The organism is Gramella sp. KN1008 (assembly GCF_004332155.1).
Lineage (GTDB): Bacteria > Bacteroidota > Bacteroidia > Flavobacteriales > Flavobacteriaceae > Christiangramia.
The window spans coordinates 44,014-65,003 of the sequence record NZ_SJDV01000006.1 but is presented as its reverse complement, the minus strand read 5'-3'; the positions used below and the strand labels follow the sequence as shown (position 1 = coordinate 65,003).

General features: G+C 41.3%; 24 protein-coding genes. 10 read left to right on the top strand and 14 right to left on the bottom strand.

Annotation, left to right across the window (positions count from 1 at the left end):
• Positions 1–14 precede the first annotated feature (14 nt).
• Together EZJ28_RS11935 and EZJ28_RS11930 are read left to right on the top strand one after the other, a co-directional pair.
• A complete protein-coding gene (locus EZJ28_RS11935) occupies positions 15–782 on the top strand; it encodes an enoyl-CoA hydratase/isomerase family protein (RefSeq protein WP_131398142.1) in 768 nt (255 codons plus the stop codon).
• A 4-nt stretch (positions 783–786) separates the two neighbouring features.
• Complete coding sequence (locus EZJ28_RS11930; RefSeq protein ID WP_131398140.1) at positions 787–969, top strand: hypothetical protein; 183 nt, start codon at positions 787–789, stop codon at positions 967–969.
• A gap of 110 nt (positions 970–1,079) precedes the next feature.
• On the opposite strand, the gene EZJ28_RS11925 is transcribed toward EZJ28_RS11930, so the two are convergent.
• Positions 1,080–1,733, bottom strand: a complete 654-nt coding sequence (locus tag EZJ28_RS11925) for a 2OG-Fe(II) oxygenase (protein WP_131398138.1) — start codon at positions 1,731–1,733, stop codon at positions 1,080–1,082.
• A gap of 99 nt (positions 1,734–1,832) precedes the next feature.
• Here EZJ28_RS11925 and EZJ28_RS11920 point away from each other — a divergent pair, with 99 nt between their 5' ends.
• Complete coding sequence (locus tag EZJ28_RS11920; protein WP_131398136.1) at positions 1,833–2,282, top strand: 6-carboxytetrahydropterin synthase; 450 nt, start codon at positions 1,833–1,835, stop codon at positions 2,280–2,282.
• A gap of 268 nt (positions 2,283–2,550) precedes the next feature.
• On the top strand, positions 2,551–3,309 hold the full coding sequence (locus EZJ28_RS11915) for a UDP-2,3-diacylglucosamine diphosphatase (RefSeq protein WP_131398134.1): 759 nt from the start codon (positions 2,551–2,553) through the stop codon (positions 3,307–3,309).
• Here the strand turns inward: EZJ28_RS11915 and recJ are convergent.
• From recJ to EZJ28_RS11895, 4 genes are all read right to left on the bottom strand, one after another.
• A complete protein-coding gene (gene recJ / locus EZJ28_RS11910) occupies positions 3,306–4,997 on the bottom strand; it encodes a single-stranded-DNA-specific exonuclease RecJ (RefSeq protein WP_131398132.1) in 1,692 nt (563 codons plus the stop codon). The two genes, EZJ28_RS11915 and recJ, sit on opposite strands and share 4 nt — an antisense overlap.
• 63 nt (positions 4,998–5,060) lie before the next feature.
• Complete coding sequence (locus tag EZJ28_RS11905; protein WP_131398130.1) at positions 5,061–5,627, bottom strand: uracil-DNA glycosylase family protein; 567 nt, start codon at positions 5,625–5,627, stop codon at positions 5,061–5,063.
• Complete coding sequence (gene rsmI / locus EZJ28_RS11900; protein WP_131398127.1) at positions 5,627–6,298, bottom strand: 16S rRNA (cytidine(1402)-2'-O)-methyltransferase; 672 nt, start codon at positions 6,296–6,298, stop codon at positions 5,627–5,629. The genes EZJ28_RS11905 and rsmI overlap by 1 nt, the downstream gene beginning before the upstream one ends.
• Before the next feature lie 12 nt (positions 6,299–6,310).
• On the bottom strand, positions 6,311–7,105 hold the full coding sequence (locus EZJ28_RS11895; RefSeq protein ID WP_131398125.1) for a hypothetical protein: 795 nt from the start codon (positions 7,103–7,105) through the stop codon (positions 6,311–6,313).
• Positions 7,106–7,294: 189 nt separating this feature from the next.
• Between EZJ28_RS11895 and EZJ28_RS11890 the strand changes: the two genes are divergently transcribed.
• From EZJ28_RS11890 to EZJ28_RS11870, 5 genes are all read left to right on the top strand, one after another.
• The gene (locus EZJ28_RS11890; protein ID WP_131398123.1) at positions 7,295–7,942 is read left to right on the top strand and encodes a thymidine kinase; all 648 of its coding nucleotides are present in this window, start codon (positions 7,295–7,297) and stop codon (positions 7,940–7,942) included.
• The gene (gene alr, locus EZJ28_RS11885; RefSeq protein ID WP_131398121.1) at positions 7,935–9,050 is read left to right on the top strand and encodes an alanine racemase; all 1,116 of its coding nucleotides are present in this window, start codon (positions 7,935–7,937) and stop codon (positions 9,048–9,050) included. Before EZJ28_RS11890 ends, alr begins: the two co-directional genes overlap by 8 nt.
• 61 nt (positions 9,051–9,111) lie before the next feature.
• Complete coding sequence (mscL, locus tag EZJ28_RS11880) at positions 9,112–9,540, top strand: large conductance mechanosensitive channel protein MscL (RefSeq protein ID WP_131398119.1); 429 nt, start codon at positions 9,112–9,114, stop codon at positions 9,538–9,540.
• Positions 9,541–9,726: 186 nt separating this feature from the next.
• The gene (locus tag EZJ28_RS11875; RefSeq protein ID WP_131398117.1) at positions 9,727–10,716 is read left to right on the top strand and encodes an aspartate-semialdehyde dehydrogenase; all 990 of its coding nucleotides are present in this window, start codon (positions 9,727–9,729) and stop codon (positions 10,714–10,716) included.
• Between the two features lie 96 nt (positions 10,717–10,812).
• A complete protein-coding gene (locus EZJ28_RS11870) occupies positions 10,813–12,972 on the top strand; it encodes a prolyl oligopeptidase family protein (RefSeq protein ID WP_131398115.1) in 2,160 nt (719 codons plus the stop codon).
• 59 nt (positions 12,973–13,031) lie between these two features.
• Here EZJ28_RS11870 and EZJ28_RS11865 read toward each other — a convergent pair whose 3' ends face one another.
• Positions 13,032–13,634, bottom strand: a complete 603-nt coding sequence (locus EZJ28_RS11865) for an HAD family phosphatase (protein ID WP_131398112.1) — start codon at positions 13,632–13,634, stop codon at positions 13,032–13,034.
• 105 nt (positions 13,635–13,739) lie between these two features.
• Between EZJ28_RS11865 and EZJ28_RS11860 the strand changes: the two genes are divergently transcribed.
• Complete coding sequence (locus EZJ28_RS11860) at positions 13,740–14,708, top strand: ABC transporter ATP-binding protein (RefSeq protein ID WP_131398110.1); 969 nt, start codon at positions 13,740–13,742, stop codon at positions 14,706–14,708.
• On the opposite strand, the gene EZJ28_RS11855 is transcribed toward EZJ28_RS11860, so the two are convergent.
• The 8 genes from EZJ28_RS11855 to EZJ28_RS11820 all read right to left on the bottom strand — a co-directional run bounded on the left by EZJ28_RS11855 (position 14,701) and on the right by EZJ28_RS11820 (position 20,900).
• Positions 14,701–15,177, bottom strand: coding sequence for a GreA/GreB family elongation factor (locus tag EZJ28_RS11855; protein ID WP_242670113.1), 477 nt, complete (start codon positions 15,175–15,177; stop codon positions 14,701–14,703). The two genes, EZJ28_RS11860 and EZJ28_RS11855, sit on opposite strands and share 8 nt — an antisense overlap.
• Positions 15,155–15,826 carry a monofunctional biosynthetic peptidoglycan transglycosylase gene (gene mtgA, locus EZJ28_RS11850; RefSeq protein WP_131398108.1) on the bottom strand — a complete coding sequence of 224 codons (672 nt, stop codon included), beginning with the start codon at positions 15,824–15,826 and terminating at the stop codon, positions 15,155–15,157. The genes EZJ28_RS11855 and mtgA overlap by 23 nt, the downstream gene beginning before the upstream one ends.
• The gene (locus EZJ28_RS11845) at positions 15,823–16,944 is read right to left on the bottom strand and encodes an FAD-binding oxidoreductase (protein WP_131398106.1); all 1,122 of its coding nucleotides are present in this window, start codon (positions 16,942–16,944) and stop codon (positions 15,823–15,825) included. The genes mtgA and EZJ28_RS11845 overlap by 4 nt, the downstream gene beginning before the upstream one ends.
• 88 nt (positions 16,945–17,032) lie before the next feature.
• Complete coding sequence (gene accC, locus EZJ28_RS11840) at positions 17,033–18,382, bottom strand: acetyl-CoA carboxylase biotin carboxylase subunit (protein ID WP_131398104.1); 1,350 nt, start codon at positions 18,380–18,382, stop codon at positions 17,033–17,035.
• Positions 18,383–18,445: 63 nt separating this feature from the next.
• A complete protein-coding gene (accB, locus tag EZJ28_RS11835) occupies positions 18,446–18,955 on the bottom strand; it encodes an acetyl-CoA carboxylase biotin carboxyl carrier protein (RefSeq protein WP_131398102.1) in 510 nt (169 codons plus the stop codon).
• 19 nt (positions 18,956–18,974) lie between these two features.
• On the bottom strand, positions 18,975–19,973 hold the full coding sequence (locus EZJ28_RS11830; protein ID WP_131398100.1) for a beta-ketoacyl-ACP synthase III: 999 nt from the start codon (positions 19,971–19,973) through the stop codon (positions 18,975–18,977).
• A gap of 182 nt (positions 19,974–20,155) precedes the next feature.
• On the bottom strand, positions 20,156–20,353 hold the full coding sequence (gene rpmF, locus EZJ28_RS11825; RefSeq protein ID WP_131398098.1) for a 50S ribosomal protein L32: 198 nt from the start codon (positions 20,351–20,353) through the stop codon (positions 20,156–20,158).
• A 13-nt stretch (positions 20,354–20,366) separates the two neighbouring features.
• Positions 20,367–20,900, bottom strand: a complete 534-nt coding sequence (locus EZJ28_RS11820; protein ID WP_131398096.1) for a DUF177 domain-containing protein — start codon at positions 20,898–20,900, stop codon at positions 20,367–20,369.
• Positions 20,901–20,990 lie beyond the last annotated feature (90 nt).

Below are 20,990 nucleotides of genomic sequence, written 5' to 3'. Positions count from 1 at the left end.
AAAACTGGAATTTTATGACCACCAGCCGCGAGAACGGAAGTTTATATACTAATATTGAAAATAAGATCGCCACGATCGAATTCGGGCATCCTGCTAGCAATTCCTTTCCTTCAGAGCTACTTGATAGACTGGAGACCGAGATAGGGAAACTTTCAAACGATGAAGATGTAAATGTCATTATCCTGAAATCTGAAGGAGAGAAAGCCTTTTGCGCGGGAGCCTCTTTTGATGAACTCATTGAGATAGATGACCTGGAGAGCGGAAGAAAGTTCTTCTCAGGTTTCGCCAACGTGATCAATGCAATGCGAACCTGTAAAAAACTAATCGTGGGACGGGTGCATGGAAAGACCGTTGGTGGAGGAGTTGGACTTGTAGCCGCATGCGACTATGCCATGGCAACCGATGCCGCAGCCATTAAACTTTCTGAATTAAGCATAGGCATAGGGCCATTTGTGATCGCCCCTGCCGTTGAAAGGAAGATGGGAATTGATGCCCTTGCAGAATTGAGTCTGGCCGCACATGAATGGAAGAATGCATACTGGGCAAAGGAAAAAGGTTTGTATGCACGTGTTTTTGAAAATGTAAAAGAGCTGGATAAGGAAATCGAGATCTTTACTTCAAAATTGGCTTCCTACAATCCCTCTGCACTGGAAGAAATGAAAAAAATACTCTGGAAAGATACAGGCAACTGGGAGCATCTATTATATGAAAGGGCGGCGGTTTCCGGTGAACTCGTCCTCTCTGATTTTACAAAGAAGGCCCTGGCTAAATTTAAAAAATAGAACAATGCAACAGGAACACCTCCCTAAAGACAAAGACCCAACCGATATACAGGAATGGGGATGGACCTTACGAGAATTCATCACCGAGAATTTCTGGTACCTCCTCGCCATTTTATTGCTACTGGCACTGTTCTATTATGCTCGCTACAGGTGGAGAGTAAGACATGAACGAAAAAACAAGAACTGATGGATCAGGAAACCTGGGAATTTTTTAGTTTTTTAAGCGGTATGGGTTTCTGGCTCATCCTTGCACTTATTCTTATTGGAGTTTTTGTTTATAAGAAATTCAGAAAGTGATCAGCGGGTTTTTAACCAGCCAGTAATGCTCAGTCGTGGTACCTTAACCGGTTTAACTTCATGCTCCAGCTCCTGACTTTCAAAGATCACCACTCTTCCCGGATAAGGATAAATATTGATCTCATCTTCTTTCCCATTATCCTGAGTATAGATTGTAAGTTCCCCGCCATTTTCCGGCTTCCAGTCCTCATCATTCAGGTAACACACCATGGAAAGCTTTCTTCGTCCGTCATTCTGGAAAGTATCCAGATGGCGCTTGTAAAATGTCCCTTCCGGATAAAGGGCATAATGGAATTCTTTGGTGAGGATTCCCATAAAACAGGTACGATTCAGGTAATTCACCAATGAGTTTATCTTATTAAAATAGACCTTTTCTGCCTCCCCAGCGTCAGCTTCGTTAATCCAGAGAATAAAATCCCCGCGAATAGACTTTACGATGATCTCATTGGTACGGTTTCCTATTGCCGCCTTCTTAAAATTATCCTCCTCATATTTCTCAAGAAGACTCTGCCGTAAAATGTTCACTTCAGCCTCTTCGAAGAAATTATCAATGATACTGTATTTCTTCTCTACAATATCTGATATTATTCGCTCATAAAGCGGATTCTCCGTAAAATCGAGTTGTTCAAAAAGCTCTACCTCCTGCTGGATCATATCGATAAAAATTTCGCAAATATACTCCAGAAATCAAATCGTGAATGTTAAAAATTCAGGCTAAAAAAATCAGTTATCTTTGTAGCAAAATATGTTGAAATGAGTAATATCAGGATCACCAAACAATTCACTTTTGAAACCGGACATGCGCTATATGGTTATGACGGAAAATGCAGGAACGTGCATGGTCACAGTTATAAACTCAGTGTAACGGTGATTGGAAAACCCATCACAGATAGTGAGAATGTGAAGTTTGGGATGGTGATAGACTTTGGGGACTTGAAAAAGATCGTAAAGAATGAGATCGTTGATAAGTTTGATCATGCAACGGTCTTCAATAAAAACACCCCACACCTGGAGCTTGCTGAGGAGTTAAAAAATCGTGGCCATCATATTATTCTGGTGGATTACCAGCCTACCAGTGAGAATATGGTGATAGACTTTGCCGAAAAGATCAAAAAACACCTGCCTTCGCATATTAATCTGCACTCTTTAAAACTTCAGGAGACCGAAACTTCTTTTGCGGAATGGTATGCTAGTGATAATTAAGCTTTAAGCCATAATTGATAGGCCTTAAGTCCTTCCGAGCGAAGCGAAGAAATCTCATTATTCCTTAAGGAAAACTTTACTCCGCTCCTCTTTTATAAAATAATTCCGAAGCCCTGAAAGTTTTAAATTTCCAAAAAAGAGATTCTGTTGAAACCTTACAGGTTTTAATAACCTGTGAGTTCTGCTTTTCTTTAGCTTTTAGCTTATGGCTGATAGCTTAAAGCTTTTTCTGAGAAATCTCATATCTTTACCTCGAACAAAATATTTTATGAATATCCCCCAGGGCAAAAAAATTTACTTTTCAAGCGATAATCATCTTGGTGCTCCCACAATGGAAGAAAGCCGGGAACGAGAAACTATCTTTGTAAAGTGGCTGGATGAAATTAGGCAAGACGCAGCAGCTATATTTTTGCTTGGTGATCTTTTCGATTTCTGGTTCGAATATAAGCACGTAGTTCCCAAAGGCTTTGTAAGAACACTTGGGAAATTAGCAGAAATTAAGGATAGCGGTATCCCTGTTTATTTCTTTGTTGGGAATCACGACCTTTGGATGGATGATTATTTTGAAAAAGAGCTGAACATTCCGGTTCATCGTAAACCCAAAGAATTTCATTTCAACGGAAAGAGCTTTCTGGTAGGCCATGGCGATGGGCTCGGGCCTGGTGATCATGGGTATAAGCGAATGAAAAAGCTATTTACCAATCCTTTAGCTCAATGGCTATACCGCTGGCTACATCCTGATCTTGGTGTACCACTGGCGCAGTATTTTTCTGTAAAGAACAAGGCTATCTCTGGTGAGGAGGATATCGAATTCCTGGGCGAAGATAAGGAATGGCTTATCCAGTATTGCAAGCGAAAACTGGAATCAAAACATTACGATTACTTTCTTTTCGGGCACCGCCATCTTCCTCTTGAGATCGATCTGAATGGGAAATCCACCTATATAAATACCGGTGACTGGATCACTCATTATACCTATGCCGAATTTGACGGAGAAAAACTAGACCTGAAAAAGTTTAAATTCTAAACACTTTCTCTTATATCCTTTAGCTTGAGCTGAATCGTCGTATTCCCATTCCAGGTATTTTCATCAAGGGAATAGACTGCATCAAATCTTTTATGATCCTTGATCAGGTCCAGTTTTGAACCCAGGTTGAAACCTATTACATCAAATGCCGGCCCGTTCTGCTGTTTCACTTTACACTTTAGATGTGTTTTATCTTCTCCCACGCATTTTCCAAATCCCGTATCGGTAAGACCGCGGGTTAAAAATACCGGTGACATGTTCCCAGGCCCAAAGGGAGCAAATTGCTTAAGAATACGATAGAATTTTGGAGTTATATCTTTCAAGTCGATCTCTGCATCAATGCTGATCTCAGGAGTTAATAATTTCCGATCAATACTTTCAGAAACCACTTCTTCAAATTTTCTTTTGAAGTTTTCATACTCCGACTCAAGAAGTGTTAATCCGGCTGCATATTTATGTCCGCCGAATTGTTCAATATGATCTTTACAGCTTTCCAGCGCTTCATAGACGTCAAAACCTTTCACAGACCTGGCTGAAGCTGCAAGCTTCTCACCACTTTTTGTAAATACGAGGGTAGGCCGGTACCAGGTTTCGGTAAGTCTGGAGGCCACAATCCCTATCACTCCTTTATGCCAGTTCTCGCTATAAACAACCGTAGTAAGCCTCTCTTCCTCCTCTTGTTCTATGATCTGCTGCTTTGCTTCTTCGGTAATGAATTTATCGGCACTTCTTCTGTCGGTATTAAAGGCTTCTATCTCTTCAGCAAATTTCCTGGCGGTTTCCTCATCTTCTTCTGTAAGCAGGTCCACGGCATGCTGACCGTGCTTCATCCTTCCGGCAGCATTTATACGCGGAGCTACGATAAAGACTACATCGGTAATACTCACATTCTTTCGGTCACCCAGTAAACTGCTGATACCTTTGCGCGGAGCGACATTGATCACATGTAGACCATGATACGCAAGGATCCTATTTTCCCCCGTGATTGGAACAATATCGGCTCCAATGGCTGTTGCAACCAGATCCAGGTAGGGCAGCAGGGTTTCCTCGGGTTCATCATTACGTATTGCAAGGGCCTGGATAAGTTTAAAGCCTACACCGCAACCACAAAGCTCGTCATATGGATAATTGCAATCTGCACGCTTGGGGTCCAGTACAGCGACTGCTTCGGGAATCTGGCTGCCGGGACGGTGGTGGTCACAAATGATAAAATCTATTCCTTTTTCCTTAGCGTAGGTTACCTTTTCAATAGCTTTTATCCCACAATCCAGGGCGATTATCAGGCTTATATCATTATCGGCCGCATAATCTATTCCCTGGTACGAAACTCCGTAGCCCTCCTCGTAACGATCTGGAATGTAAGTTGCGACATTTGGATATCTTCTTTTAAGATAAGAAGACATGAGAGCCACGCTTGTAGTACCATCTACATCATAGTCTCCGTAAACCAGAATATTTTCCTCCCCTGCCATCGCAAGCTCTATACGCTCTACCGCACGCTCCATGTCTCTCATCAAAAAAGGATCATGGAGATCCTTAAGTTCCGGACGGAAAAACTTTTTAGCTTCCTCAAAGCTCTTTATTCCCCGCTGAACCAGCAACCTTGCCACCGGCAACCCCACTCCAAGCTTATCTGAAAGTGCATTTACGGTAATAGAATCTGGTTTGGGTTTTAAGGTCCAGCGCATAGAGATAAGATATAATAATGATTCAGCCGAATGTAGTAAAAATCGAATTACAGGAATTCATTTTTAACCTAATATTTCAGCAATTCTACGTTGAAGTTCTGGAACTACCTCTTCCTCGAACCACGGATTCTTACTGCGCCAAAACCGATTCACAGGAGAAGGATGCGGCAGCGGCCAGAATTCAGGCAGATAATCCTGGTAATTCTTCACTTTTTGAGTAAGATTTGATTTACCAGACAGATAGTAATTGGCGGCATAAGAACCGATCACGATCTTAAGCCGGGTGTTTCCCATTTCCTCCCAGACCTCTTCGTGCCACAAGGGAGCACACTCCTTTCTGGGTGGAAGATCGCCTGTCTTAGCCTTTCCCGGATAACAGAATCCCATGGGCAGAATGGCAAAATTTTCGGTGTCATAGAAAATCTCATCATCCACACCCAGCCATTCCCTTAGCTTCTTTCCGCTCTGGTCGTTCCAGGCAATTCCGGTTTCATGAACTATACGTCCGGGTGCCTGACTTATTAATACGATCTTTGAATTTTGGGAGGCCTCTATAATAGGATTAGGTCCCAGCGGAAGATGATCTTCACAAACCCGACATTCTCTTATTTTACATAACAGATTTTGCATCAGGATCTACCTTCCACCACAATCACGATCTCCCCCTTTGGTGGGTACGCGGTATAATGTTCAAGTACTTCAGCGGAAGTTCCTCTTACGGTTTCTTCATGTAATTTCGTAATCTCTCTGGAAACGGAGACTTTCCTGTCTGCTCCGAAATATTCCACAAAATTTCCCAGTGTCTTTAGCAATTTATGGGGTGATTCATAAAACACCATGGTCCTGGTCTCTTCAGCAAGAAACTTTAATCGGGTTTGCCTGCCTTTTTTAACAGGAAGAAAGCCTTCAAAAACAAATTTATCGTTTGGAAGACCGCTATTTACCAGGGCAGGCACAAATGCGGTAGCGCCAGGCAAACAATCCACTTCAACTCCAGCCTCCACACAGGCCCGCGTAAGTAAGAACCCGGGGTCTGAAATTGCCGGTGTCCCGGCATCGCTAATAAGAGCCACGGTCTCCCCTGCTTTGATCCTGGATACAATAGATTCCACCGTCTTATGCTCATTGTGCATATGATGACTTTGCATGGGAGTCGAGATTTCAAAATGTTTAAGAAGTTTTCCGCTGTTACGGGTGTCTTCGGCAAGGATCAGATCGGCTTCCTTTAAGACTCTTAGCGCCCTCAAGGTTATATCCTCCAGATTGCCAATAGGTGTTGGCACCAGAAAAAGTTTTCCCATACACAGGTTATACTATTTACTGAATTTATTTTCGATATGGGCCATGAAGCGCTCTTCGTAATCTTCCTTGCCCTCCCAGTTATTATAATCTGGCTTTACGATCTTATCGATAAATTTCTGAGCTTCTTCCAGGCTGTTAAATGTGTTAAGCTGGGAAAGAACACGATTGTAATCGGCAGTATTCCCATCGAAAAGATGCTTGATATAAGCCAGCCTTTCATTCAAACCTATATTTATGCCTTTCTTGAGTCGGTCGTTCAGTGAACGTGGCCTGCTGTCTTTCTGAACATTATTTACAGGTTCAAAATCCGGAAGATTATCATAATCCACTCCTATATTTCTGAAATCCTTTTTATCCTCTTTAGGCGATTCTTTTGGCTTAGATACTTCAGGTTTTTTAGGTGCTTCAGTATTTATATGGTTCATCATACTATCCACCTTTTCGGTTTCGGGTGGCATCTGCGCGACTATATCTTTAATCTTCTCGGTATTAGGTTCGGTGATAGACTCAGAATCTTCATTGTACTCGGTACCGTCTGGATATAATTCATCGTAATGTTGCACATGAGCAATTCGTTGAGGTAATTCTATTTCCTCTTCTATGGTTTCCTCTTTCGCTGCTGTGGACTCTTCAACCGCAGTCTCGGCCACGGGGCCTGTAAGATGTCTTTCTGTAAAAGCCAGGATGGTAAGTTTTTCATAAAGGTCCTTTGCCTTCTGTTTCAATTCTTCAGTATCCATCCTGCCTTTATCCTTAAGGATGGCTTCGGCAATCTGGAGAAGATCGGCTTCTATTTTCTCTTTCATCTGTTAAAATTTTTATCCTCTATTCGTCAAAATCAACTGGGGGCAGTATATATGCATTCTATGCAATTTTTCTGCCACTTTCGTTTTATAACTTTAACGATTAGCCCCTTCCCGGGGTTGTATTTTTAATAAATTTGTTCCACCTTTATGCAAGAGCGGTAATTACCGTTTCGATTTGAAAAATACAAAATGTTTCTCGAAAATACAGTAAATCACGAAGAGCAATTTGGCTGGATTGAAGTAATTTGTGGCTCGATGTTTTCCGGTAAAACCGAAGAACTCATCCGCAGGCTCAAACGTGCAAAATTCGCAAAACAGAACGTTGAGATCTTCAAACCTGCCATAGATACACGATATGACGAAGAAATGGTTGTTTCTCACGACTCTAATGAAATACGTTCCACACCCGTGCCTTCAGCCTCTACCATACGTATTCTTGCCGATGGGTGTGATGTGGTAGGTATAGATGAGGCCCAGTTCTTTGATGATGAGATCGTGACCGTGTGTAACGATCTGGCAAACCAAGGAATTCGAGTGATCGTGGCAGGCCTGGATATGGATTTTAAAGGGAATCCGTTTGGCCCAATGCCTAACCTGATGGCTACGGCAGAATATGTCACCAAAGTGCACGCTGTGTGTACACGTACCGGAAATCTGGCACAGTTCAGTTATAGAAAATCCATCAACGATGAGCTTGTTTTCCTTGGAGAAAATGAAGAATATGAACCACTTAGCCGCGGAGCTTACTATAAGGCCATGCTGAAAGAACGTGTAAAAAAGATCGATGTTAAAGAGCCTGAAGAGTTGAAATCCAAACCTAAAGAAGAAAATGCCTGAAGCCAAAGAAACCGTCCTGGAGATAGATCTGGGAGCACTGGCACATAATTACCGTTATTTAAGATCAAAAATAGATAAGGATGTAAAATTCCTTTCAGTAGTAAAGGCACACGCCTACGGAAGTGATTCGGTGGTGATCGCAAGAAAACTGGAAGAACTTGGTACAGATTATCTGGCAGTAGCCTACGTGGAAGAAGGTATTCGATTACGCGAAAATGGGATCACCAAACCCATCCTGGTGCTCCACCCGCAGTTCACTCATTTTGAAAGTATAATCGAACATTGCCTGGAGCCTAATCTGTATAGTGAAAAGATCTTAAGGGCTTTTATATCCACTGCTGAAAAACTTAAGCAGAAGGACTATCCCGTACATATAAAATTAAACACCGGCCTTAATCGACTGGGATTTGATCAACCTGAAATTCCCATCGTATATGAACTTATCACCAATACACCCACCCTTAAAGTAGCTTCGGTATTTTCCCATCTTGCAGCCAGTGAAGACTGGCAGGAAAGGGAGTTTACAGTAGGACAGATAGACCTTTTCAGGAAAATGAGCTGGCAGCTGATTGAAAAACTTGGTTACGAGCCTCTTTTGCATATCTGCAATACCTCAGGTGTCATCAATTATCCTAAGGCCGCTTTTAGTATGGTGAGAAGCGGAATAGGACTTTATGGCTACGGGAACGACGAGAATATAGATCCTTACCTTAAACCAATAAGCACTCTTAAAACAATTATTTCACAGATCCGAAAACTCGATAAAGGAGCCACCGTTGGTTATAACAGGGCCTTCAAAGTGGAAAAACCGAGCAGGATCGCCACCCTTCCCGTGGGACATGCCGATGGTATTAATCGTATCTATGGCAAACAAAAGGCCGGGGTTATGGTTCATGGGCAGTATGCGCCCATTGTAGGGAATGTTTGCATGGATATTATCATGATAGATGTTACAGGAATAGATTGTGAAGAAGGTGATGAAGTGATCATTTTTGGCGGACCTCAACATCCGGTAAGTTTTGCAGAGGCCGGTGGCACAATTTCGTATGAACTCATCACCGGTATTCAGCGAAGAGTCACAAGAAAAATCATTCCGGAAAAACCCTGACATAGAAAGTTTGTGTTTTTTTAGTTAAATTAGGTTTATCTAACTACTTCAATCAACACTTATGAGCTTTTTTTCAGATTTCAAGACATTCCTGCTTCAAAAGGATATTGTCATGCTAGCCACAGCCGTGGTTATTGGCGCAGCTTTCAATAAAATAGTAACTTCTGTGGTGAACGATGTCATCATGCCCTTAATTGGTGTTTTCACCGGTGGAATAGATTTCACCCAAAAATTCATTTCTCTTGATGGAAATAATTATGAAACCCTGGATGCGGCACAGGAAGCTGAAGCAGCCGTGATTACCTACGGTAATCTTATTCAGGCAATTATCTATTTTATTATCATTGGCTTTTTTATATTTTTGGTGCTGAGATCTTATGAGAAGACCAAAAAGAAAGAAAATGTAGAAGATGCTCCGGCTCCAAAAGGACCAACCCAGGAAGAGATCCTTCTTGAGATAAGAGACGAATTACGCAAACAGAATACATAAAGAAATACGCTTACCGCTACACTACTTATTTCAACTTTAACCCCGATGAAAATCGGGGTATTTTTTTAACAAAATGTATAAATACGTATAAATTGACACCTAATCCTGATATTTTTTAGCCGAAATACATCAGGTTTAAATTCAACTAATACCTTTGCAGTCAAAATTTTAAAAATACTTTATAATATGAAAGTAGCTGTTGTTGGAGCCACGGGAATGGTAGGAAATATAATGCTAAAGGTGCTGGAAGAAAGAAGTTTTCCTTTAACAGAGCTTATTCCCGTTGCATCAGAGAGATCTGTTGGAAAGAAAGTAAAATTTGCCGGTAAGGAATTTGAAGTGGTAAATCTTGAAACCGCGGTGTCCATGAAACCGGAGATCGCACTGTTCTCTGCCGGAGGAGATACCTCCCTGGAGTGGGCCCCTAAGTTTGCTGATGCAGGAACCACGGTGATCGATAACTCATCAGCCTGGAGGATGAATCCGGCAAATAAACTGGTTATTCCTGAGATCAATGCCCAACTCCTTACCAGGGATGATAAGGTTATCGCCAACCCCAACTGTTCAACAATTCAGCTATTAATGGCTTTAAAACCTCTTCATGACTCATATAAGATTAAAAGAGTGGTAGTCTCTACCTACCAATCTATTACGGGTACGGGAGTAAAAGCAGTAAGACAATTAGAAAACGAATATGCCGGTGACGAAGGCGAGATGGCTTATCCTTATCCTATTCACCGCAATGCCCTGCCGCATTGTGATGTATTTCAGGATAACGGATATACCAAGGAGGAAATGAAACTCACCAACGAGACCAAGAAGATCCTGGACGATGAGTCTGTAAACGTGACTGCTACTGCCGTAAGAATTCCCGTTGTGGGAGGCCATTCAGAATCTGTGAATATTGAATTTGAAAAGGATTTTGATGAGTCTGAAGTAAGAAAGCTTCTTAACGAATTTCCGGGTGTAACGGTGAAGGACAATCCTTCAGTGAACACGTATCCTATGCCTATCTATGCTGAGGGGAACGACGACGTGTTCGTGGGAAGAATAAGAAGAGATTATTCACAGCCCAACACTCTTAATATGTGGATCGTCGCTGATAACCTAAGAAAAGGAGCGGCCACCAATGCGGTACAAATTGCTGAATACTTAATAGACAACGATTTGGTATAAAGATTTCAAATATTTAAATATCTTTAAAGGCCTGAAAAACATATCTGTTTCAGGCCTTTTTACATGATTAATTTGAAAATCTATACCCAAACTCTTATGAAAAAAATGATAACCATGATTCTTGCCGCAGGTGTACTTATTTCCTGTGACGATGAATCAAAAAAAACTGAATCTGTTGCTGTGAACTATCCTGAAACCAAGAAAGTAGATACCGTAACCGATTATTTTGGAACGGAAGTAAAAGATCCTTATCGCTGGCTCGAAGACGACCGTAGCGAGGAGACCGAAAACTGGGTTGAGGCCCAGAATGAAGTTACCTTCGGATACCTGGAACAGATTCCATACCGGGATAAACTGAAAGAGCGCTTAACACAGTTATGGGACTATGAAAAATTAGGAGCTCCCTTTACCGAAGGGGATTATATCTATTTCTTCAAAAATGACGGCCTGCAAAATCAAAGTGTTCTTTACCGTAAAAAGGGAGAAGATGCCGAACCGAAAGTTTTTCTGGATCCAAATAAATTCAGCGAAGATGGTACCACTTCTCTGGCGGGCATGAGCTTTTCTGAAGACGGAAAAAAGGTAGCTTATGCTATTTCTGAAGGAGGAAGCGACTGGAGAAAGGTGATCGTGATGAATGCAGAAAACAGGAAATTGCTGGGAGACACCATAAAAGATGTGAAATTCAGCGGGCTATCATGGAAAGGGAATGAAGGCTTTTATTATTCGAGTTACGACAAGCCTGATGGAAGTGAACTTTCGGCAAAGACCGATCAGCATAAATTATATTATCACATGCTAGGGACAGACCAAAGCGAGGATAAGGTCATCTTCGGCGATACTGAAGAACAAAAGAGACGTTACGTTGGCGGGAATGTGACCGAAGACAACCGCTTCCTGATAATTTCAGCAAGAAATTCCACATCAGGAGGTGAACTTTACCTGATGGATCTTACAAAACAAAATCCAAAACTGGTTCCCATTCTGGATGATTTTGACACAGACAGTTATGTGATAGATAATGATGGCAGTAAGCTTTATATAGTTACCAATCTTGGCGCTCCAAACCGAAGAATTGTGACGGTAGACGCTTCAAATCCTACTCCTGAAAACTGGGAGGATTTTATCCCTGAAACCGAGCACGTATTAAGTCCATCAACGGGTGGAGGTTATTTCTTTGCCGAATATATGGTAGACGCCATTTCCCAGGTAAAACAATACGATTACGAAGGTAACCTCGTAAGGGAAGTAGAACTTCCCGGAATTGGGTCTGCCGGAGGCTTTAATGCCAAAAAAGATGAAGATGTTCTCTATTATTCTTTCACCAACTACGTGACCCCGGGAACTATCTATAAATACAATATCGAAGAAGGTACTTCTGAAGTATATAACAAACCCAACATCGATTTTAATCCTGAAGATTACGAAAGCAAACAGGTGTTTTACAATTCGAAGGATGGGACGAAAGTTCCTATGATCATTACATACAAGAAGGGAACAGAAATGAACGGCAAGAACCCGACCATCCTATACGGATATGGCGGATTCAATGTAAGTCTAACTCCAGGATTCAGTACGGCCATGAGCGTATGGCTGGAGCAGGGGGGAATCTATGCCGTTCCTAACCTACGCGGTGGCGGGGAATATGGTAAGGAATGGCATGATGCCGGCACCAAACTGAATAAACAAAATGTTTTTGACGACTTTATCGCCGCAGCCGAGTACCTTATAGAGAACAATTATACCTCAAGCGAATATCTTGCCGTTCGCGGAGGGTCTAACGGAGGGCTTCTGGTAGGAGCCACTATGACGCAAAGGCCGGATCTTATGAAGGTAGCACTTCCCGCTGTAGGGGTTATGGATATGTTACGTTATCATACTTTCACTGCCGGAGCCGGTTGGGCTTATGATTATGGTACTGCTGAAGATAGTAAGGAAATGTTTGAGTACCTGTACGGATATTCTCCGGTACATAATATCAAAGAAGGTGTTGAATATCCTGCTACCCTCGTCACAACCGGAGATCACGACGATCGCGTGGTTCCAGCCCATAGCTTTAAATTTGCTGCCGAATTGCAGGAAAAACAAGCGGGAGATGAACCTGTACTTATAAGAATAGAAACAAAGGCAGGCCACGGTGCAGGAAAACCTACCAGCATGATCATTGAAGAGTATGCAGATATCTTTGGCTTCACCCTCTACAATATGGGATTCGAATCGCTTCCCAGGGAGAAAACCAAAGAGATCAAAGGCTGATCCCTGTAATTTTTTTAATATAGAATCCGGCCAGGAGCAAAGCTTACGGCCGGATTTTTTTATTTATTTACCCTTTCAAGATTTCCCTCATCATCCAGTAAATATCCCTCCTCAGCATGATAGAGAATTTCTTCGTCATCATCTGAATAGGCTGCAAGAAGTATATAATCGCCATCTACATCTTCCCTAAGTCTCCTTATCTTTTCTTCATTATTACAGGTTACCCCTTCAATTTTATAATTATCATCTTCATAGCGCGTCCGGGTTCCCAAAACCTTCACAGGCAGAAGTTCTTCCATATATTTGGTATAGATCTCAAAGCCGCCGGTAATTATATATATTTTTATTCCGTTTTGAGTATGGCTCTTTATATTCTCAATCATATCCTTCCGGAAATGTTCGGGAAACTCTATCTGCCAGAATTGTTTGGCATATTTTTGCACTATATGAGGAGGAATGCCTTTTAAGTAATTGTAGAAATTTTCCTTAAAATAGGTCTTATTCACCAGATTTAAAGAATACAGGAGGTACATCCATGCCAACTGAAACGAATGTATTAATTTGTAATCTTTCTTATAACAGATGAATTTGAAGAATTCATCCTTGGAAGATTTTTTGTATAAGGTCTCATTAAGATCGTAAACGATGATTCTTTCCATCATTAAGAAATAAAAACAGTTTGAATGTATAAGTTGTTTCAAAAGATAGGGAAAAGCTCAAATGACCCTATTAAAATTATCATTTTATAAACAAGAATTTAACCTGATATGCTAAAGCTCCAAAATGTATCTTTTGCTTACGAGACAGAACCTGTACTTAAAAATCTAAATTTCCAGATAGAAAAAGGACAGAATGTTTCCATTATTGGTGAAAGCGGTTGCGGAAAGAGTACACTGCTCAAGCTTATTTACGGACTTCTGCATACCGACGGAAAAATCACATGGGAAGGTCAGGAATTACTAGGGCCTAATTATAACCTGGTTCCCGGCGAACCTTTTATAAAATATCTGGCCCAGGACTTTGATCTTATGCTTCCCATCAGCGCAGCTGAAAATGTTGGAAAACACCTGAGCAATCTATATCCCATCAAGAAGAAAAGAAGAATAAAAGAGCTTCTGGAAGTGGTAGAAATGGAAGATGAAGCTGATAAAAAGGCTAAATTCCTGAGTGGCGGACAGCAACAAAGGATCGCCCTGGCCCGCGCTCTGGCCAAAGAACCCGAAATCCTCTTGCTGGACGAACCATTTAGCCATATTGACCATTTTCGCAAAAACAACCTCAGAAGAAGACTATTCTCATATTTAAAAGAAAGAAACATTACCTGCTTTATAGCCACACATGACAGTACCGATGCGCTCTCTTTTGCCGATCGTACCTTCGTGCTCAAGAATGGGAATATCTATGCAGATGGGACTCCTCAGGATCTTTACAAGGCTCCGCCCAATAAATACACCGCCTCTCTTTTTGGTGATGTGAACCACATCATGTTTAAGAATCTTAATAAGAATAGTTCCAGCAGGAAAAGAGTGATACTTTATCCGCATGAGATTAAGATAGTCCCCAACTCTAAAATTGAAGCCATCGTAAGGAAATCATATTTTAAAGGAAAAAGTTTTTTGATAGAAGCTGTTCTTAACAGCGATCATATTCTAATAGAGCATCACGAAGCTATTACACCCGAGACAAGAATCAAACTCAAAGTTGCTGAAGATATAGTTGAAAAACGTCTTAGCTAACCGTATTGATCCTGAATGTCTTTCCATTCATTTCAAAATGATCCCCTTCCTGCTTCCCAAGTAATTTTTGGGCCACCGGAGCCTGAATTCCAACCGCAAAGAACTTATTATCCTGTGTACTAATTTCACCTGCTGGAATTGAAATGAAATAATTGGCAAGCCGGGTCCTGACAATACTACCAAGCCTGACCTCTCCTGAAGGTTTATGATTTTCTATCCTCTTCAGTATATTCCCCAGTTTCTCATATTCATTTAGCTGGGCACTTAGCTTGTTCCACTCAATATTGATCATTTCACGACCCGTCTCGTATTTATCCCCGGCACTACTTTTCGATTCATTCTCCAGGTCTTCTTTTAGTCCGTTCAAGCCTTTCTCAAGCACATCTATTTTCAGCTGAAGAAAATTACGGCAAGCCTTTATCAGATTGAAACGTTCGGCTTTCATATTATTCAAGACTGAATCTGCCATAATTCTGCATCTGTCCAACGATCCAGTTCTTTCTTCTCTGAATAAAACTGGAAGCGGGATTCGCTCTGTATTCTCTTGGATTCGGAAGTACCGCAGCTATGGCCGCAGATTCATAGGCTGAAAGATCAATAGCATTCTTTCCAAACCAGTGCTGGGCTGCTGCCTGAGCTCCATATACTCCTTTCCCCATTTCAATACTGTTTAAATATACTTCCAGTATCCTTTCCTTACTCCAGAGCATTTCGATAAGAAAAGTAAAGTAGGCTTCCATCCCTTTTCTGAACCAGGTCCTACCGGGCCATAAAAAGACATTTTTAGCAGTTTGCTGGGAAATGGTAGACGCCCCCCGAATCTTTCTTCCGGATCTGTTATCTTCCATTGCCTTCTGAATAGCTTCAAAATCAAACCCCTGATGCTTTACAAAATTCTGATCCTCGCTGGTGATAACCGCCAGCTGAAGATGTCTTGAAATATCATCTATAGGTACCCAGTCATGCTCGATCTTCTCCTCAGGATTTTCAAAATAACGTATTGCCATGAGAGGAGTAAAAGGTACCGGCACCCACTTGTAAACCACTACTATTAAGATGCTGAAAAGAAATAATCCTAAAAGGACTTTGAAAATGAACCTGAAAATTCTTTTTATCATGATTTTAAAGCTAGATCTGCGATTTCCCTTCCTACCAAGCTTCCAATAGCCACACCCATTCCTCCAAGTCTCACTCCGCAATATACATTTTTAGAAATCTCTCTGATAATTGGTTTTTTTTGAGTCCCTACTCCCATTATCCCACTCCAGGATTGTTCTATCTCGAATTCAGTATCGGGAATTATAGTGGTTTTTAAAAGCTCTTTTAGTTTATTCTGAATAAGATCTGTTAGGCCGGTCTCATCTGTTTCCTCAGTTTTGAAGTCAAGGTTTCTTCCTCCGCCAAATAAGATCCGGTTTCCAATATTCCTGAAATAATAATAACCCTTATCCAAATGAAAAGTCCCCTGAAAAGGAAGGTTCTTAAAAGGTTTCGTAATCAACACCTGGGCCCTTGCCGGTTTCACCTCACTAATTCCAAGTCGCGAAGCAAAACCATTGGTGGTAATAATGGCCTTTTTTGCAGTGAAATCAAATCTATCAGTTTTGATCCGTATTTGATTTTCTTCATTTGCAAGCTCTTTCACCAGAACATTATTCAGTATTCGGATTCCGAGGCCGTGAATTTTTTTCAATAAAGCGCTCATCATTTTCCCGGTATCGATCTGACCTTCATATTTACTGTAAATAAGTTTAGGCTGAATATTTCTGAAACCAAATTCATTTTCGGCAAGACTAAAGACCTCATCATTAAAAACCGGCCTTAGCAGTTCGTTTACTTCAGGTAATTTCTGAATGCATTCGGCATAAAGTTCTTCATCTTCCGGCACAAAAAGCTCATAGCCTCCATAAGAATGATAATCAATCTCTTTATCCCCAAGATTATTTCTTAGTAATTCCAGTCCCTTTACGCGCTTCTCTACAAGTTTTACCACCTCATCCCCAGTGTGGGTTTTAAGATCTTCCAGGATCTCCGAAATACTTCCAAAGCATGCAAAACCGGCATTTTTGGTACTGGCACCTTCAGGCAGCATTCCTTTTTCAAGAATAAGTACCCTTGCTTCAGGCTCCTTTGCCTTAAGCCTTAATGCACAGTTTAATCCGGTGATCCCACTTCCAACGATACAATAATCAATATTGGATATCCAGGAATCGGTTTCCCAAAAGGAAAAATTCATAGCTGCGTAATTTCTTTGGTTGAAAATACAAAAAAACCTCACAGATTACGGAAACCTGTGAGGCTTATAAAAGTTTTAGGAATTTGTACTATTCTTCCATGGGTTTCATCTTGAAATCTTCCATGAACTTTGTAGTATAGTTTCCTTCAATATAATCAGGATGATCCATCAACTGACGATGGAAAGGTATCGTTGTCTTAATTCCTTCGATTACAAACTCATCAAGCGCACGCTTCATCTTGTTGATCGCCTCTTCCCTGGTCTGGGCAGTAGTTATAAGCTTGGCGATCATAGAATCATAGTTTGGAGGAATAATATACCCGCTATAAACATGGGTGTCGATTCTCACCCCATGGCCTCCCGGCGCATGCAGGTTAGTGATCTTTCCTGGAGAAGGTCTGAAACCATGATACGGATCTTCTGCATTGATCCTGCATTCTATAGAGTGAAGCTGTGGTTCGTAATTCTTTCCAGAGATCGGTACACCGGCAGCTACCAGTATCTGTTCACGAATAAGATCGTAATCTATCACCTGCTCGGTGATAGGATGCTCTACCTGAATACGGGTATTCATTTCCATAAAGTAGAAGTTCCTGTGCTTATCTACCAGGAATTCCACGGTTCCGGCACCTTCATATTTAATGAATTCAGCAGCTTTTACAGCGGCTTCTCCCATTTTCTTACGCAGCGTATCGGTCATGAACGGAGAAGGTGTCTCTTCGGTAAGTTTCTGGTGGCGACGCTGAATAGAACAATCTCTTTCTGAAAGATGGCAGGCTTTTCCACTGCTGTCTCCCACTATCTGTATCTCAATATGGCGAGGCTCTTCAATTAGCTTTTCCATATACATCCCGTCGTTTCCAAAAGCGGCTTCAGCTTCTTTTCTGGCAGATTCCCATGCGGCCTCAAGATCTTCTTCTTTCCATACGGCTCGCATCCCTTTACCACCACCACCGGCAGTAGCTTTAAGCATAACAGGAAAACCTATTTCCTTGGCCAGGGAAAGACATTCTTTATAATCTTTAAGGATACCTTCAGAACCAGGAACGCAAGGTACTCCTGCAGCTCTCATGGTTGCTTTTGCAGTAGCCTTATCTCCCATTTTCGAAATCATTTCAGGAGATGCCCCGATAAATTTAATATCGTGTTCTTCACAGATCTTAGAAAACTTGGCATTTTCCGAGAGGAATCCGTATCCCGGGTGTATGGCATCAGCATTAGTAATTTCAGCTGCTGCTATTATATTAGAAATCTTTAAATAAGAAAGGTTACTTGGGGGTGGTCCAATACAAACGGCCTCATCGGCAAATCTCACGTGCAGACTTTCAGCATCTGCCGTTGAATATACCGCCACCGTTTTTATACCCATTTCCTTACAGGTGCGAATTACACGCAATGCGATCTCACCTCTGTTTGCAATCAATATTTTTTTAAACATACCTAATGCTTTTAAAGTTCTGAAGCCCAAAAAGGGCTTTCAGTGGTTAAAACGGGCAGTAAATTATGATGGATCAACTAAGAATAAAGGCTGATCGAATTCTACAGGAGAAGAATCTTCTACCAGCACTTTCACGATCTTACCAGATACTTCACTTTCAATTTCATTGAAAAGTTTCATCGCTTCAATTACGCACAGTACATCACCCGCCTTAACAGTGTCGCCTGTTTCCACAAAAGCAGGCTTGTCTGGTGAAGGTTTTCTGTAGAAAGTCCCAATGATCGGAGATTTTACTGTGATATATTTAGAATCGTCTTCAGAAGAATCTTTTGACTCTTTTTGAGAACTGGAACTTTCTTGCTGTGGTTGTGGAGCAGGAGCTTGTTGCTGCGGTTGAGCGGCCATTTGCTGTGGCATTTGCTGACCTACAGGAACCTGTTGTACTATGGTTGTTTCTTTTTCGTCTGAACCTGTTTTTATTGTGATTTTCACATCACCAGTTTCCAGTTTTACCTCACTTGCACCAGATTTGGCGACAAATTTTATCAGATTCTGAATTTCCTTTAAATCCATAATATTTGGTGTTGGTTTTTTATGAGTTATAGGCCCATTTAAGGTAAGCAGCTCCCCATGTGAAGCCACCTCCGAAAGAGGCAAATATTAAATTATCTCCTTTTTTAAAGTCTTTTTCGTAATCGCTTAGCAATAATGGTAAGGTTGCCGAAGTGGTATTACCATATCGTTGAATATTCATAAGAACCTTTTTTTCGTCATTAAGTCCCATCCTGTTTGCAGTCGCATCTATGATACGCTTGTTAGCCTGATGGGCTACCAGCCAGTCCACATCTTCATTGGTTAGCTCGTTTCGCTTCATGATCTGTTCGCTAACTCCGGCCATATTGGACACAGCAAACTTAAAAACTGTCTTTCCATCCTGTTGCACAAAATGCAATTTCTTAGCTACAGTTTCTTCCGTTGGAGGTGTAAGAGATCCTCCAGCCTGTATCTTCAGAGATTCTCTTCCAACAGCATCACTTCTCAATATCTCATCCTGAAGTCCCAGACCTTCGGTGTTTGGCTCCATCAAGACCGCGCCGGCCCCATCACCAAAAATGATACAGGTGGTACGGTCAGAATAATCAATGATAGATGACATTTTATCGGCGCCTATTACGAGCACCTTTTTATATCGCCCGGCTTCTATATAGGCAGCTCCTGTGGACATTCCGTATAAAAAGCTGGAGCAAGCGGCCTGCAGATCATAGGAAAATGCGTTCGTTGCTCCAATTTCGGTTGCCACATATACACCTGTGGAAGCCACGGGCATATCGGGTGTGGCAGTTGCCATGATAATAAGATCTATTTCTTTTGGATCCAGGTTGGTTTTTCGAAGAATCTCTTTTGCGGCCTGGATGGCAAGGTAAGAAGTACCTTTGGCTGGATCTTTGAGGATGTGTCTTTCCTTAATTCCGGTTCTGGTGGTTATCCATTCATCTGTCGTGTCCACCATTTCTTCCAACATCTTGTTGGTTAAAACATCTTCGGGTACATAGCCCCCTACAGCTGTAATTGCTGCCGTGATTTTACTCATAAAACTGGATTTAATTCACCTCTCACCGGTCCTAAATCGGTAGAAAAAATCAGAGAAAATTACTAAAATTAATTCTAACCGGCGTGCAAATTAAGGTCTTTTTAGGACTTATTCAACTAAAAACAAAAAACTCCCACTATGTGAGAGTTCTCTATCTTTTCGTAAAGCTCTAATCCTAAAAATTAAGCCTCTATCTCTTCGGTATTATCAATTAATACCTGGCCACGATAATAAAGTTTACCTTCGTGCCAGTGAGCTCTGTGGTATAGGTGCGCTTCACCTGTTACAGAATCTACAGCCACTTTTGGAGCTGAAGCTTTATAATGTGTTCTTCTTTTATCTCTTCTGGTTTTAGAGATTTTTCTCTTTGGATGTGCCATGGCTTCCTCTTAATTATTCGTTTAGTAAATTTTTTAATTTGTCCCAGCGAGGATCTGTTTCATCCTCTTTTTTCTTTTTCTGATTTTTCAAACTAAGCTCTTCGAGCTTGTCGAGCACTTCAGATTTCAATGTGCCGTCTTCAACTCCCGGATGAATACGTTTAGCAGGCACTGAAAGCACCACCAGCTCATATATATACTGCTGGATATTTACTTCATATTCTCCATGCGGTATGATGAGCAGGTCTTCATCTTCATCGTTGAATTCATCTCCAAACTTGATCACCAGAAATAACTTATTGTCTATTGGTTGATCAAATGGTTCATTGGTAAGATCACAGTTCACATTCACTGTTCCTGTCGCCCTGAAAGTCAACTCCATCATGGTGGTTTTCTTTTCGAACAGCAGGTCGATCTTTACATCAGCGCTATTGAATTCGTCGTACTCAAAATGTTCAAAGAACCTGTTATCTAACTCATACTCAAACTGGTGTTTCCCAAGCTTTAATCCCTTAAAAGGAATTGTAAACTCTTCTAAATTCCTCATCTCTCCTCAGTTTTGAGTGCCTTCCGTTTCCGTAAAGGCGGGTGCAAAGATATAAAAATTAATGAATTATGACCTTTTTATAAACAATTT

Bases quoted from the DNA above. Each gene is read 5' to 3' on its own strand.
- alr (WP_131398121.1), top strand. From the start codon at position 7,935: ATGCCTGAAGCCAAAGAAACCGTCCTGGAGATAGATCTGGGAGCACTG.
- recJ (WP_131398132.1), bottom strand. From the start codon at position 4,997: ATGCGCTGGACCTTAAAACCCAAACCAGATTCTATTACCGTAAATGCA.
- EZJ28_RS11905 (WP_131398130.1), bottom strand. From the start codon at position 5,627: ATGCAAAATCTGTTATGTAAAATAAGAGAATGTCGGGTTTGTGAAGAT.
- EZJ28_RS11930 (WP_131398140.1), top strand. From the start codon at position 787: ATGCAACAGGAACACCTCCCTAAAGACAAAGACCCAACCGATATACAG.
- rsmI (WP_131398127.1), bottom strand. From the start codon at position 6,298: ATGGGAAAACTTTTTCTGGTGCCAACACCTATTGGCAATCTGGAGGAT.
- EZJ28_RS11865 (WP_131398112.1), bottom strand. From the start codon at position 13,634: ATGATGGAAAGAATCATCGTTTACGATCTTAATGAGACCTTATACAAA.
- EZJ28_RS11915 (WP_131398134.1), top strand. From the start codon at position 2,551: ATGAATATCCCCCAGGGCAAAAAAATTTACTTTTCAAGCGATAATCAT.
- mscL (WP_131398119.1), top strand. From the start codon at position 9,112: ATGAGCTTTTTTTCAGATTTCAAGACATTCCTGCTTCAAAAGGATATT.
- EZJ28_RS11820 (WP_131398096.1), bottom strand. From the start codon at position 20,900: ATGAGGAATTTAGAAGAGTTTACAATTCCTTTTAAGGGATTAAAGCTT.
- EZJ28_RS11870 (WP_131398115.1), top strand. From the start codon at position 10,813: ATGAAAAAAATGATAACCATGATTCTTGCCGCAGGTGTACTTATTTCC.
- EZJ28_RS11895 (WP_131398125.1), bottom strand. From the start codon at position 7,105: ATGAAAGAGAAAATAGAAGCCGATCTTCTCCAGATTGCCGAAGCCATC.
- EZJ28_RS11935 (WP_131398142.1), top strand. From the start codon at position 15: ATGACCACCAGCCGCGAGAACGGAAGTTTATATACTAATATTGAAAAT.
- rpmF (WP_131398098.1), bottom strand. From the start codon at position 20,353: ATGGCACATCCAAAGAGAAAAATCTCTAAAACCAGAAGAGATAAAAGA.
- mtgA (WP_131398108.1), bottom strand. From the start codon at position 15,826: ATGATAAAAAGAATTTTCAGGTTCATTTTCAAAGTCCTTTTAGGATTA.
- EZJ28_RS11860 (WP_131398110.1), top strand. From the start codon at position 13,740: ATGCTAAAGCTCCAAAATGTATCTTTTGCTTACGAGACAGAACCTGTA.
- EZJ28_RS11875 (WP_131398117.1), top strand. From the start codon at position 9,727: ATGAAAGTAGCTGTTGTTGGAGCCACGGGAATGGTAGGAAATATAATG.
- EZJ28_RS11845 (WP_131398106.1), bottom strand. From the start codon at position 16,944: ATGAATTTTTCCTTTTGGGAAACCGATTCCTGGATATCCAATATTGAT.
- EZJ28_RS11855 (WP_242670113.1), bottom strand. From the start codon at position 15,177: ATGGCAGATTCAGTCTTGAATAATATGAAAGCCGAACGTTTCAATCTG.
- EZJ28_RS11890 (WP_131398123.1), top strand. From the start codon at position 7,295: ATGTTTCTCGAAAATACAGTAAATCACGAAGAGCAATTTGGCTGGATT.
- accB (WP_131398102.1), bottom strand. From the start codon at position 18,955: ATGGATTTAAAGGAAATTCAGAATCTGATAAAATTTGTCGCCAAATCT.
- EZJ28_RS11925 (WP_131398138.1), bottom strand. From the start codon at position 1,733: ATGATCCAGCAGGAGGTAGAGCTTTTTGAACAACTCGATTTTACGGAG.
- EZJ28_RS11830 (WP_131398100.1), bottom strand. From the start codon at position 19,973: ATGAGTAAAATCACGGCAGCAATTACAGCTGTAGGGGGCTATGTACCC.
- EZJ28_RS11920 (WP_131398136.1), top strand. From the start codon at position 1,833: ATGAGTAATATCAGGATCACCAAACAATTCACTTTTGAAACCGGACAT.
- accC (WP_131398104.1), bottom strand. From the start codon at position 18,382: ATGTTTAAAAAAATATTGATTGCAAACAGAGGTGAGATCGCATTGCGT.